The following is a 12663-nucleotide window of genomic DNA, read 5'->3' on the forward strand; positions in this document are numbered from 1 at the left end:
CCCGCTCGCCGCCTCCCTGTCCTCCGGGACGGGCGCCGGCGGCCGGGGCTTTTGGCTGCGCCCACGCCCACCGGGCGCCGGGTCTAGCCGGGAAGGCTGAACAGCCAGAACGCGACCCCCAGCAGAAAGGCGGCAACTCCCCCGATCACGCAGGCGTGCCCCAAGCCCAGACGGTGGACGGCGGCCTCCGCCAGGCTCCTCTCGTAGCGGCTGCGGTTGGGGAAGCGCCAGAGGAACCCGGCGCGGCGCACCGCCTGCTGCGGTGGAGCCTCGGCGCGGGTGACAAACCACAGCCCGGTGAGCATCAGGCCCAGCCCGAGCAGCAACAGCACGATGATCAGGCTCCGCCAGGGTTCGGCCACCAGGTCCAGTGAATCCCCGCTGACCACCACCGCCGAGACCAGCAGGGTCAGCAGGCCCGTGTAGCCGGCACCCCACACCTTGGCCGTGGCCGCCGTGCGCGGCAGCATCCCCTGCACGATGTCATCCCACAGCTCCTTGCGTTCCAACGCATCAGCGCCCGGGAACGTGCTGGGCCGGCTGGGCACCCAGACCCCCGCATTTTGCTCCTTGAGCGCAACACGGAACACCGCCCCGCACCCCAGGGGTTCCTGCGGCGGATGCCCGGAATGGGAGTAGGTGCAGCGACAAAACACATCCACCTCGATCCCCGGGGTCTGCGCGGCCTGCGCCGGAGCCGGGGTGTCCGTTTCGGTGCGTATTGAGATTCCGGGTTCCGCTGCGGACCGGCCGGGTACGGCCGCGACGCCTCGTTCAACGATGCGGTACGTCATCTCATCCGTACAGCGCGGGCACGCCCCAAGGACCGTGATCTCACTTGCCGCGGCGTCCGCGGCGGTCACTGACAACCGCCCGTCGTTGATCGATTCCCAGGCCAGCTCCGTCCACAGCGGGTCCAGGCGCCGGCGTGACTCCAGATCGGGTATCCGCCCCTTTGGCACTCGTGTCCCCATCGCCTGCTCCTCCCCCACGCCCGATCCAACGGCGGACGCCGCTGCCCCGTCCCCGGTGCCTCCACCGTACCGCCGCGCCGCCACGGCGTCCATGCACCCTCGGCCCGGCTCAATAGCCGTGGAGAAGCACAGCCGCCGCGTTGCGGTTAACCCGCAGGCTGGGCCGCACCCCCTGGCGTTTCACCGGAGCTGGCCTAGGCTGGGGTTAAAGCTCGATCCCCCGGGAAAGGAGCCCGACATGGAACCGTTCATCTCGCAATGGGTGCGTTCGCTCATCATGGTCATTGGTATTTTCTGCCTCCTCAGCGGCCGGGCGGAACTTGGGGTGCTGTGCCTGGTGTTGGGTGTGGGCCTAAACCTGGTGGACCGGTTCATTGCGCCCCAGGCCGGTGAAACCGAGGGACGCACCCGGCACCCTTAGCAGGAGGAGCGCGCAGTTCACCTGCCCGTCGCCATGATGCCACCGGTTCCTCTTCCCTTTGCCATCGCCGCAGCCTACGGTGTTAGAAAGCGTGGGACCTGACGGGGTAAAGATGGCAGATGCAACGCAGTCGCTGACATGGCTCAAGGTGCTGTTGGGCGCCATGGGGACCGCATGCCTGCTCACCGGACCGGTGGAGCTGGGCCTGTTGTACCTGGTGCTGGGGATGAGCGCCGAACCGCTGCGCTGCCTGCTGAGCACCCCCGCGGCGTTGCGTTGCCAAAGGCCCCCGGACTGACCTGGGCACTGATCCCGCCGGGCCAGCCCGCCGCTGTGCGCAGTGCTGCTCCCCTTGCCAATCCTTTGGATCGGACGCTGTCCCTGTTGACAAAACCTTCCGTCCGGTACCCTGAAAGACCAGGGTCCTCGACAGGGGGTGAACCGCAGATGAGTCCTCGGAGCATGACGCTGCTGCAGGGTTTCATTACGCTGGTCGGCATTATCAGTTTACTCAGCGGAGCCACTGGCTTCGGAGTGTTCTGTCTCCTCGTGGCCATGGCGCCCAGTATTTATGACCACTACCGCAGACAGAATCGCACCACCAGGCATCACCAGGGCAGTGACGCCCGCTGAGCGTCAGGGTGCGTTAAAAAGCGGTGGGGACTTCCCTCTTGGAAAGTCCCCACTGCTTTTTTGGTGGTCTAGAGTTCGACGCTGAAGCGCATGATCAGCGCCAGCCCGATGATCACCGCGGCCCACACCAGGCCGAGCACGACGGTGATCCGGTTCAGGTTCCTCTCGGCGACTCCGGAGGAGCCGAGCGAAGAGGTGACCCCGCCGCCGAACATGTCCGACATACCACCGCCACGGCCCTTGTGCAGCAGGATCAGCATGGTCAGCAGAACACTGGTGATGCCCAGCAGTACCTGCAGGACGATCTTGATGATATCCACTACGTCGGTTCCTTACCTAGGGTTCAGTCGGTCACGAGGTGATGCTCGAACCTAACAATGTTAGCAAACTCTTCGGTATCCAGGCTGGCGCCGCCGACGAGCACGCCGTCCACATCGCGTTCGCGCATGATCGCCGCCGTGTTGGCGGCCTTCACGCTGCCGCCGTAGAGCAGGCGGATCGACTGTGCGACCTCGTCGCCGAAACGTTCGGCCAGGGCGGCACGGATGGCGGCGCACATTTCCTGTGCGTCGGCCGGTCCGGCCACCTCGCCGGTGCCGATGGCCCACACCGGTTCGTAGGCGATGACCAGGCTGGCGGCCTGTTCTGCGGTGAGCCCCGCAATGGAGCCCTCCAGCTGGTTGAGCGTGTAGTCCACGTGCTCGCCGGCCTGGCGCTTGTCCAGTCCCTCGCCGATGCACAGCACCGGGGTCAGCTCGTGGCGGTACGCTGCGGCCAGCTTGGCGGCGACGACCTCGTCGGTCTCGTTGTGGTACTGGCGACGCTCGGAGTGCCCGACCAGCACATAGCTGCAGCCCAGCTTGTTCAGGAACTGGCCGGAGATTTCCCCGGTGTAGGCTCCCGAATCCTGGGTGGACAGGTCCTGGGCGCCGTAGACGATGTCCAGCTTGTCACCCAGGGTCAGGGTCTGCACCCCGCGGATGTCGGTGAACGGCGGGAATACGGCCACTTCGGCGCGGTCGTAGTCATGCTGGTGGTCCTTCAGGGTCCAGGCCAGCTTCTGCACCAGGGTGATGCCCTGGATGTGGTCCATGTTCATCTTCCAGTTGCCGGCGATCAACGGCGTTCGGACGAACTTTCCATCTTTTGAAATAGTCATTGACTAGCCTTCCAGAGCGGCCAGACCCGGCAGGGTCTTGCCCTCAAGGTATTCCAGCGAAGCTCCGCCGCCGGTTGAAATGTGACCGAAGTCGTCTTCATCAAAGCCCAGGGTGCGTACCGCGGCCGCGGAGTCTCCGCCGCCCACCACGCTGAAGGCCTCCGATTCGGCCAGGGCACCGGCCACCCGGCGGGTGCCCTCGGCGAATGCCGGGATTTCGAAGACGCCCATTGGCCCGTTCCAGAAAATGGTGTTGGCGCTGGTGATGTAGCTGGCGAACAGTTCAGCGGTCTTCGGGCCGATGTCAAGGCCCAGCCCGTTGGCCCCAAAGCTGGCCTGCTCGATCTTGTCGGCGTCCAACACTTCGTGCGCGGCCTGGGCGTCGAACTTCTCCGCCACCACAACGTCGGTCGGGATGATGATGTCGCAGCCAAGCTTCTCGGCGCGGCTCAGGTACTCCTGGCAGGTCGCGACCTGGTCCTCTTCCAACAGGGAGCCGCCGACGGCGTGCCCCTGGGCCTTGAGGAAGGTGAAGGCCATGCCGCCGCCGATCAGCAGTTGGTCGGCCTTGCCCAGCAGGTTGTCGATGACCGCCAGCTTGTCCGAAACCTTCGAGCCGCCCAGCACGACCACGTAGGGGCGCTTCGGGGCTTCGGTGAGGGTCTTGAGCACCTTCACCTCGGTGGCCACCAGGTCTCCCTGGTAGGAGGGAAGCAGTGAAGCGATGTCGTAGACCGAGGCGTGCTTGCGGTGCACTGCACCGAAGGCGTCGTTGACATACGCGCCGTTCTGGCCGGTCAGCTCCGCCAGTTCCCGGGCGAACTGGCCACGCTCGGCGTCGTCCTTGGAGGTCTCGCGCGCATCGAAGCGCACGTTTTCCAACACCAGCACCTGCCCCTCGGCCAGTGCGGCGGCGGACTGCTGGGCGGAGGGGCCCACCACGTCCTCGGCCACGATGACCTCGAAGTCGGACAGTTCATTGAGCCGGTGGGCGGCCGGGGCGATGGAGTACTTGGGATCCACGGTGCCCTTGGGGCGCCCCAGGTGGGCCATCACGATCACCTTGGCGCCGGCCTCGGTGAGTTTGGTGAGCACGGGCAGGGACGCGCGCACGCGTCCGTCGTCGGTGACAGTGCTACCGTCCAGCGGCACGTTCAGGTCGCTGCGGACCAGAACGTGCCGCCCACGGACACCGTCGGCGAGCAATTCGTCGAGAGTGTGTGCAGACATGTCTCTAGATTATCTGACTAGAGCTGCGATCCCACGAATTGAGTTAGGTCAACGAGTCGGGAGGAGTAGCCCCACTCGTTGTCGTACCAGGCCAGGACCTTCACGCTCTTGCCCATGACGGTGGTCAGCTCGGAGTCGAAGATCGCCGAATGCGGGTTGGTCACGATGTCCGAGGAGACCAACGGATCGGTGGAGTACTGCAGGTACGGGGCCAGGCTGCCTTCGGAGGCGGCCTTCTCGAAGGCTGCGTTGACTTCCTCCACGGTGACCTCGCGCGGCAGGTTCACGGTCAGGTCGGTGGCCGAACCGGTTGGGACCGGCACGCGCATGGCGTAGCCGTGCAGCTTGCCCTTCAGCTCCGGCAGCACCGAACCGATGGCCTTGGCGGCACCGGTGGTGGTGGGGATGATGTTCAGGGCGGCAGCGCGGGCACGACGCGGATCCTTGTGCGGGGCATCCTGCAGGCGCTGGTCGGCGGTGTAGGCGTGGATGGTGGTCATCAGGCCGTCAACGATCCCGAATTCATCGTTGAGCACCTTGGCCATCGGGGCCAGGCAGTTGGTGGTGCACGAGGCGTTCGAGATGATGTGGTGGTTGGCCGGATCGTACTGGTCGTCGTTTACGCCCATCACGATGGTGATGTCGTTGTTCTTCGCCGGGGCGGAGATGATGACCTTCTTGGCGCCGGCGTCCAGGTGCTTCTGGGCGTCCTTGGCCTTGGTGAAACGTCCGGTGGATTCCACGACGATGTCGACGTTCAGTTCGCCCCAGGGCAGGTTTTCGGGGTTCTTCTCCGAGAGCACCTTGATGCGCTTCTCGCCGACGACGATGACGTCCTCTTCCACGCTGACCTCTACGGGCAGAACACCCAGAACGGAGTCGAACTTCACCAGGTGGGCCAGGGAGTCGATTGAACCAAGGTCGTTGACGGCGACAATCTCAATGTCTGCGTTCTTGGCCAGGGCCGCGCGCAGGTAATTGCGTCCGATTCGTCCGAAACCATTGATTCCAACACGGGTTGTCACGTGACTATCTCCTCTAAATGGGGATGTTGGTGCCACTACCGCGTGCTAACGGAAGCGGCCTTTCGTTGAAGGACACTCCGTTGTGTCGTGTCTTCGGGCCCCGATGGTTCGGGGCCCGAATCACTGATTACATTCTACGCCATCACTGGCGAGATGTGTGAGACAGCTAACTGTCTCTTTCGTTACTTGCCCGGAACGACGAGCGAGGTTGCACCCTGGCGGGCGGCCGCGAAACGAGCCTGAACGTCAGCCCAGTTCACGATGTTCCAGAACGCCTTGACGTAATCGCCCTTGACGTTGACGTAGTCCAGGTAGAAGGCGTGCTCCCACATGTCCAGCATCAGCAGCGGGATGGTCGCGACGGGGACGTTGCCCTGCTGATCGTAGAGCTGCTCGATGACCAGCTGGCCCCCGATCGGCTCGTAGGCCAGCACGGCCCAGCCCGAACCCTGCAGCGAAGTCGCAGCAGCGTTGAACTGGCCGCGGAAGGCGTCGAACGAGCCGAAGAACTCGTCGATGGCAGCTGCCAGTTCGCCCTCGGGCTTGTCGCCGCCCTCTGGGGAGAGGTTGTTCCAGAAGATCGAGTGGTTGGTGTGGCCACCGAGGTGGAAGGCCAGGTCCTTGGACAGCTTCGGGATGTTGCCGAATTCACCCTTTTCGCGGGCTTCGGCCATCTGCTCCAAAGCGGTGTTGGCCCCGGCCACGTAGGTGGCGTGGTGCTTCGAGTGGTGCAGCTCCATGATGCGAGCCGAGATATGCGGCTCCAGAGCGGCGTAGTCGTACTGCAGTTCAGGCAGCGAATAAACAGCCATGATTCTCCTCAATCTTCTCAATCGGATGAATCTCCGCGAACTGTTGTCCGCGGGGACACTTACTGTTCCAGTGCATCTACTGGAACGCTGGACTCAGTCCCAGGTATTCCCAGTTCGCCCGCCTTTTTGTCGGCCATGGCCAAAAGGCGGCGGATCCGGCCTGCGATGGCGTCCTTCGTCATTGGCGGTTCGGCCATGCGACCAAGCTCGTCCAATGAAGCTTGTTTGTGTTCCAGTCGCAGTAACCCGGCGTAACGCAGGTGCTCGGGCACCTCGTCGCCCAGGATCTGCAGGGCACGTTCCACGCGCGCTCCGGCGGCCACCGCCGCCTGGGCGCTGCGTCGCAGATTGGCGTCGTCGAAGTTGGCCAGCCGGTTCGCGGTGGCCCGCACTTCCTTGCGCATCCTGCGTTCTTCCCACACCATCAGCGCATCATGTGCGCCCATGCGTGTCAACAGCTGGGCAATGGCGTCTCCGTCACGGATGACCACGCGGTCCACCCCGCGCACTTCACGGGCCTTGGCGGTGATGTCCAGCCGGCGGGCGGCACCGACCAGGGCCAGGGCGGCTTCCGGGCCGGGGCAGGTGATTTCCAGGGCGGAGCTGCGCCCGGGTTCGGTCAGTGAGCCATGGGAGAGGAAGGCGCCGCGCCACACCGCTTCGGCGTCGGCAGTGGACCCGTTGACGATCACCGAGGGCAGCCCGCGCACCGGACGCCCGCGGGCATCCAGCAGCCCGGTCTGCCGGGCCAGCACCTCACCGTCGCGGGCGACCCGCACGATGTAGCGGCTGCCCTTGCGGATGCCGGAACCGGTGACCATGACGATCTCGGCCTCGTGCCCGTACAGTTCGGAGATCGCGACCTTCAGTCGGCGGGCGGTCGCGGCCAGGTCGACCTCGGCCTCGATGACGATGCGTCCGGAGACAATGTGCAAGCCGCCGCTGAAGCGCAGCATGGTTGAAACCTCGGCCTTGCGGACCGAGGGCTTGCGGATCTCTACCCGTGACAGCTCGTCTTTGACGGAAGCCGTCAATGCCATGAATCAAACTCCCTTACATGGTTCTTCGTACTACGAGCCGATGGCGGTGAACACTTCGTGGTAGGCCGCCGCGAGTCGCAACGGGTCGTGAACAGCACGACCGTCAGATACCCCTACTGTACCGAAAAAGACCCGGGCCCCGAGCTTTTGTGCTGCCAGCTCAAAGCGCTCCCGGTTCCCCACCTTGGATTCTTCGGCGATAATGGCGTCGAACTTCACCTCCGGCGCGTAGCGGGCAATCACCTCCAGGTGCGCGGTGCCATCCATCCCGCCGGTCTCGGCGGTGTTCGTGGACAGGTTCATGGTCAGCAGCTTCTTGGCCGTCGTCGAGGCGATCGCCGAACGCATTTCGGGCAGCAGCAGGTGCGGCAGCACCGAGGTGTACCAGGAGCCCGGACCCAGCACCACCCAGTCGGCCAGGTCGATGGCTTCCAGCGCCTCGATGCACGCCGGGGCGCCTTCCGGCTCCAGGTTGACGTTGGTGACTAGGGCGTTGTTCCCGGCGGCGGCCAGGTCCGCTTGCCCGTCGATACGCCCGCGCACCAGGTTTCCGTCCTGCCCGGCCTGCAGCACCTCACCGTGGATGGTCAGCGGCACGGTGCTCATCGGCAGCACCTGTCCGCGCGCGCCGAGCAGCGCCCCGGCCCAGCGCAGCCCGGCCACCGGGTCCTCCAGCAGTTCCCACAGCGCCAGGATCAGCAGGTTGCCCACCGCGTGCCCGTTCAGCGGCTCGGTCTCATTCGTCTTCGCCTCGAAACGGTGCTGCATGACGTCCCGCCACGTGCGCCCCCAGTCGTTATCGTCACATAGTGCGGCCAGCGCCATGCGCAGATCCCCGGGAGGCAGGACCGGGAAGGATTCGCGCAGCCGCCCGGAGCTTCCCCCGTCATCGGCGACGGTGACCACCGCGGTCAGCGACGTGGTCAGTCGGCGCAGTGCCGAGAGCGACGCCGACAGCCCGTGCCCGCCGCCCAGGGCCACGACGGAGGGGTTGTAGGAGTTGTCTCTGCTCAACCCCTGGATGGGGATGGGCCCGGTTGCAAATGCCACGGTTTACCGCCGCCTATTCCCGGCCCAGGTCACGGTGGGTGACGTTGACGCGCACGTTGGGCAGCTGGGCCAGGCGGCGGCCCAGCTCGATGGCGGTGGCGACCGAACGGTGCTTGCCGCCGGTGCAGCCCACGGCAATGGTGGCGTAGTGTTTGTTTTCACGCCGGTAGCCTTCGAAGACCGGTTCCAGGGCCTTGAGGTAGCTGACAATGAACTCCTCGGTGCCCGGGTGCTCCAGCACGTACTCGGCGACCTCGGCGTCCCGCCCGGTTTTCGGGCGCAGCTCGGGCACCCAGTGTGGGTTGGGGATGAAGCGCACGTCCGCGACGTAGTTCGCGTCGGTGGGCAGGCCGTACTTGAACCCGAAGCTCATCACGTTCACGCGCAGGATGATCGGTCCGGAGTCGCTGAACAGCTCGTTGACCGCGCGGGCCAGGTCGTGCACCGACATGTCCGAGGAGTCCAGGACCACCTCGGCGGCCTCGCGCAGCTGCGCGGTGACGTCGCGTTCCCGGCGGATGCCGTCCAGGATGCGCCCGTCGGCCTGCAGCGGGTGGGGGCGGCGGCCCTGCTCGAAGCGGCGGACCAGCACGTCGTCGTGGGCGTCCAGGTAGAACAGCCGGTAGCCCACTCCCCCGGCGGTCAGTGCGGAGAGCGCCTCACGGATTTCGGGGAACAGGTCCTTGGAGCGCACGTCCATGACCACCGCGAGCTTGGGCAGCCCGCCCTGGGAGCGGCTCATCAGTTCGGTGAGCATGCCCAGCATGGCGGGGGGAAGGTTCTCCACCACGTACCAACCGAGGTCCTCCAGGGCGTGGGCGACGGTGGTGCGCCCGGCTCCGGACATGCCGGTGACGATTACCAGTTCTGACTCGGGGGGCTTTACTGTCTCATACTCGACGGTCATACCTCAAGGCTAGTCGAGAATTTCGCCGGTCGTCATGTTGACGGCGCCGGATGACTGACCTTCCAAGGATTCTTTGATCGTTTGCGCCAGCTTTTCACCTACGCCCTTGACCTGTGTTAACTCCTCGATGCTGGCGGCGCGGATCTTCTTCATGGAACCGAAGTGCTTGCGCAGCACGGCCTGCTTGGCTGCGCCCAGTCCGGGGATCTTGTCCAGCTCGGATTCGATCATCGACTTCGAGCGCTTCTGCCGGTGGAAGGTGATCGCGAAGCGGTGCGCCTCATCGCGCAGGCGCTGCACCAGGTACAGGGCGGCCGAGGCGCGCGGCAGGATCACCGGGAACGGGTCATCGGGCAGCCACAGCTCCTCCAGGCGCTTGGCCAATCCCACCACCGGAATGTCATCGATCCCCAAATCGTCCAGGGCCCGCTGCGCGGCGGCCACCTGCGGCGGTCCGCCGTCAACGATCACCAGTGAGGGCGGGTAGGCGAACTTGCGGGTTTCCGGCTCGCTGCCGTCGATCACCCCGCTGGTGAACTTCTTGGCGTCCACCTTGTCCTTCAGGTACCGGCTGAAGCGGCGGTGGATGACGTCGTACATGCTGGCGGTGTCATCGCGGGCCGCTTCCCCGGTGATGGCGAACTTGCGGTATTCGCTCTTCTTCGGCAGTCCGTCCTCGAACACCACCATGGAGGCGACCACGTTGGTGCCCTGCGTGTGGGAGGCGTCGTAGCATTCGATGCGCAGCAGCGCATCCTCGGTGCCCAGCGCCTCCTGCAGTTCCTGCAGCGCCGCCGAGCGGGTGGAGATGTCCCCGGCCCGCTTGGACTTGTGCAGCCGCAGCGCCTGTTCGGCGTTGTCCACCACGGTCTTGGCCAGCGCCGCCTTGTCCCCGCGGCGCGCCACGCGCAGCGAGACCCGCGACCCGCGCAGTTCGCTGAGCCAGGTGGTCAGATCGTTGATGTCCTCGGGCAGTTCGGGAACCAGGATTTCGCGCGGGATCCGGTCCGGGTGGTCCGCGTACACCTGGGTGAGCAGGTGCTCAACGAATTCGGCCATCGTGGTGTCGACGACCTTCTCCACCACCCAGCCGCGCTGGGAGCGGATGCGCCCGTCGCGCACGTGGAAGACCTGCACGGCGGCTTCCAGCTCATCCTCGTGCACCCCGAAGATGTCGGCCTCGGTGTTTTCGGCCAGCACCACCGCGTTGCGTTCAAACACCCGCTTCAGCGCGGCAATGTCGTCACGGTAGCGGGCCGCCTGCTCGTACTCCAGCTCGGCGACGGCCTCGTTCATCTTCGTTTCCAGCTGGCGGACGAACTTGGTCGCCTCCCCGCCCATGAACGTGCACAGGTCATCGGCCAGCTGGCGGTGGTCCTCCACGCTGATCCGCCCGACGCAGGGGGCGGCGCACTTGTCGATGTACCCCAGCAGGCAGGGGCGCCCGGAGGCCTGGGCGCGGTTGAAGACCCCGGGTGAGCAGCTGCGTACCGGGAAGACGCGCAGCAGGGTGTCCAGGGTTTCGCGGATGGCCTTGGCCGGGTAGAACGGGCCGAAGTACTTCACGCCCTTGCGCTTGTCCCCGCGCATCACCAGGGCGCGCGGGAACTTCTCGTTCATCGTCACCGCCAGGTACGGGTAGGACTTGTCGTCCCGGAAAACGATGTTGAAGCGCGGGTTGTACTCCTTGATCCAGGTGTACTCCAGCTGCAGTGCCTCCAGTTCGGAGGCCACCACGGTCCATTCCACGCTGGCGGCGGTGAACACCATCGCATGGGTTTTCGGGGTCAGCCGGGCCGGGTTGACGAAGTAGGAGGCCAACCGGTTGCGCAGCACCCGGGCCTTGCCCACATAGATGACCCGCCCGTGTTCGTCGCGGAAGCGGTACACCCCTGGGCGGGTGGGGATGTCCGAGGACTTGGGTCGGTAACTGGCCGGATCTGCCATGGCTACTTCGCGTCCGGGGGCAGCTGGTTGTAGGACTCCACCCGCTCCTGGCCGCTTAGTTCGGCGATCGCGTCCACGATCCGGTCGGTGGCCCGGCGCCGTTCGGGCAGCGGGTGCTTGCGCCCCATCTGCTCGAAGTACAGCGGTTCACCGTAGTGGATGGAGAACTTGGTGGGGCGGATGCCCTTCTTGTCGGCTGGCTGCAGCTTTTCGGTGCCGATCAGCCCGACCGGGACCACCGGCGCACCGGTGGTCAACGCCAGCCAGCCCACCCCGGTGCGTCCGCGGTAGAGCCGGCCGTCCCGCGACCGGGTGCCCTCCGGGTAGATGCCGATGCCGCTGCCGGAGTCCAGCACGTCGATCAGCGAATCCAGCGCGGCCACGCTGGCGGCCTGCTCCCCGCGCTGCACCGGGATGGAGCCGACCGATTCGAAGAAGTTCTTCATCAGCTTGCCCTTCACCCCGGGGGTGGTGAAGTACTCGGCCTTGGCGAAGAACGCGACGTCACGGGGGGTCAGGGCCTGGATGATGATTGAGTCGAGGAAGGAGAGGTGGTTGGAGGCCACAATGAACGAACCCTCGGTGGGCACGTTGGACAGCCCGGTGATCTCGGGGCGGCACAGGGTGTGCAACGCCGCCCGGATCGATGAACGGGTCATCGTGTACAAGCTCATGGCCTGGTGCCTTCCTGTTCCAGTTCCTCATCGGCGGTGGCCGCCGGCTCCGCCCCGTCGGCCGCCGGCAGCAGCAGCGCCGCCAGCTGCTCGACGCTTTCCACTACGTGGTCGGCGGCCTCAAGTTCGGCGCCCTGGGCGAAGCCCCACCGCACGCCGATGCTGCGCACCGCGTTCTCGCGGGCGGCATCCAAGTCATAATAGCGGTCCCCGACCACGACGCTGCCGGCCGCGTCCAGGTCCGCCTCACGCAGCGCGGCGGCCACGATGTGCGCCTTGCTGGAACCGTGGTTCCCGCCCTCGCCGAGGTTCCCGTGCACGGCATCGAGCAGGGGGCTCAGTTCCTGGACGTCCAGCAGCTGCCGGGCGATCGGCTCGGGTTTGGCGGTGGTGACCGCCACGTGGATCCGCGCTTCGCGCAGCCGGTGCAGCAGCTCGCGGATTCCGGGGTAGACGCGGGATTCGGCCATGCCCGATTCGGCGTAGCGCTGCCGGTAGCTGGCGATCACCGCGTCAATGTTGTGCTCCCCGACCCCGTCCAGGGTGCGCAGCCCAATCTGCAGCGGCGGGCCGACCAGCGCGGCGACCCGCGCCTCCCCCGGATCCGGCAGGCCGTGGCGCACCAGCGCATGGCGGATGCCAGAGGTTATGGCTCCGGCCGGGTCCACCAGGGTCCCGTCCAGATCGAAAAGAACACTTGAAACCGACAACATCACCTAGTCATTCTCGCATGCCCGCGCCCCGGCCCCCGCCATCCATGCCCGCGGGGGCATACGCGGGGGCGCAGGCGG

Annotated in this window: 15 protein-coding genes; 3 read left to right on the forward strand and 12 right to left on the reverse strand. The window is 65.9% G+C overall.

The features are described from left to right. Nucleotides 1-83 precede the first annotated feature (83 nt). Nucleotides 84-974, reverse strand: a complete 891-nt coding sequence (locus tag FDN03_RS13070) for a hypothetical protein (RefSeq protein WP_138177797.1) — start codon at nucleotides 972-974, stop codon at nucleotides 84-86. A gap of 238 nt (nucleotides 975-1212) precedes the next feature. Here FDN03_RS13070 and FDN03_RS13075 point away from each other — a divergent pair, with 238 nt between their 5' ends. From FDN03_RS13075 to FDN03_RS16450, 3 genes are all read left to right on the forward strand, one after another. Then, the gene (locus FDN03_RS13075; protein ID WP_138177799.1) at nucleotides 1213-1395 is read left to right on the forward strand and encodes a hypothetical protein; all 183 of its coding nucleotides are present in this window, start codon (nucleotides 1213-1215) and stop codon (nucleotides 1393-1395) included. A gap of 112 nt (nucleotides 1396-1507) precedes the next feature. Beyond that, on the forward strand, nucleotides 1508-1693 hold the full coding sequence (locus FDN03_RS13080) for a hypothetical protein (protein WP_138177801.1): 186 nt from the start codon (nucleotides 1508-1510) through the stop codon (nucleotides 1691-1693). A 164-nt stretch (nucleotides 1694-1857) separates the two neighbouring features. After that, nucleotides 1858-2028 carry a hypothetical protein gene (locus FDN03_RS16450; RefSeq protein ID WP_171021254.1) on the forward strand — a complete coding sequence of 57 codons (171 nt, stop codon included), beginning with the start codon at nucleotides 1858-1860 and terminating at the stop codon, nucleotides 2026-2028. 68 nt (nucleotides 2029-2096) lie between these two features. On the opposite strand, the gene secG is transcribed toward FDN03_RS16450, so the two are convergent. The 11 genes from secG to FDN03_RS13135 all read right to left on the reverse strand — a co-directional run bounded on the left by secG (nucleotide 2097) and on the right by FDN03_RS13135 (nucleotide 12585). Then, nucleotides 2097-2348, reverse strand: coding sequence for a preprotein translocase subunit SecG (gene secG / locus FDN03_RS13085; protein ID WP_054821883.1), 252 nt, complete (start codon nucleotides 2346-2348; stop codon nucleotides 2097-2099). Between the two features lie 23 nt (nucleotides 2349-2371). After that, the gene (gene tpiA / locus FDN03_RS13090; RefSeq protein ID WP_138177803.1) at nucleotides 2372-3187 is read right to left on the reverse strand and encodes a triose-phosphate isomerase; all 816 of its coding nucleotides are present in this window, start codon (nucleotides 3185-3187) and stop codon (nucleotides 2372-2374) included. A 3-nt stretch (nucleotides 3188-3190) separates the two neighbouring features. Further along, nucleotides 3191-4417: a phosphoglycerate kinase gene (locus FDN03_RS13095; RefSeq protein ID WP_138177805.1), complete on the reverse strand. Its 1227-nt coding sequence runs from the start codon at nucleotides 4415-4417 to the stop codon at nucleotides 3191-3193. A 17-nt stretch (nucleotides 4418-4434) separates the two neighbouring features. Then, entirely contained in the window at nucleotides 4435-5442 is a 1008-nt protein-coding gene (gap, locus tag FDN03_RS13100) for a type I glyceraldehyde-3-phosphate dehydrogenase (RefSeq protein WP_138177807.1), read from the reverse strand. 182 nt (nucleotides 5443-5624) lie between these two features. Beyond that, the gene (locus FDN03_RS13105) at nucleotides 5625-6254 is read right to left on the reverse strand and encodes a superoxide dismutase (protein WP_138177809.1); all 630 of its coding nucleotides are present in this window, start codon (nucleotides 6252-6254) and stop codon (nucleotides 5625-5627) included. A 59-nt stretch (nucleotides 6255-6313) separates the two neighbouring features. Further along, on the reverse strand, nucleotides 6314-7294 hold the full coding sequence (whiA, locus tag FDN03_RS13110) for a DNA-binding protein WhiA (protein ID WP_138177811.1): 981 nt from the start codon (nucleotides 7292-7294) through the stop codon (nucleotides 6314-6316). A 30-nt stretch (nucleotides 7295-7324) separates the two neighbouring features. Then, complete coding sequence (gene yvcK, locus FDN03_RS13115; RefSeq protein WP_138177813.1) at nucleotides 7325-8344, reverse strand: uridine diphosphate-N-acetylglucosamine-binding protein YvcK; 1020 nt, start codon at nucleotides 8342-8344, stop codon at nucleotides 7325-7327. Between the two features lie 13 nt (nucleotides 8345-8357). Beyond that, nucleotides 8358-9251 (reverse strand): RNase adapter RapZ, encoded by an 894-nt coding sequence (gene rapZ / locus FDN03_RS13120; RefSeq protein WP_138177815.1) that lies wholly within the window; start codon nucleotides 9249-9251, stop codon nucleotides 8358-8360. Nucleotides 9252-9260: 9 nt separating this feature from the next. After that, entirely contained in the window at nucleotides 9261-11198 is a 1938-nt protein-coding gene (uvrC, locus tag FDN03_RS13125; RefSeq protein WP_138177817.1) for an excinuclease ABC subunit UvrC, read from the reverse strand. Nucleotides 11199-11200: 2 nt separating this feature from the next. Further along, complete coding sequence (locus FDN03_RS13130) at nucleotides 11201-11872, reverse strand: lysophospholipid acyltransferase family protein (RefSeq protein ID WP_138177819.1); 672 nt, start codon at nucleotides 11870-11872, stop codon at nucleotides 11201-11203. Next, on the reverse strand, nucleotides 11869-12585 hold the full coding sequence (locus FDN03_RS13135) for an HAD hydrolase-like protein (protein ID WP_138178087.1): 717 nt from the start codon (nucleotides 12583-12585) through the stop codon (nucleotides 11869-11871). Before FDN03_RS13135 ends, FDN03_RS13130 begins: the two co-directional genes overlap by 4 nt. Nucleotides 12586-12663 lie beyond the last annotated feature (78 nt).

Source organism: Glutamicibacter sp. V16R2B1 (assembly GCF_005774635.1).
In the GTDB taxonomy this organism is placed as follows: Bacteria; Actinomycetota; Actinomycetes; order Actinomycetales; family Micrococcaceae; genus Glutamicibacter; species Glutamicibacter creatinolyticus.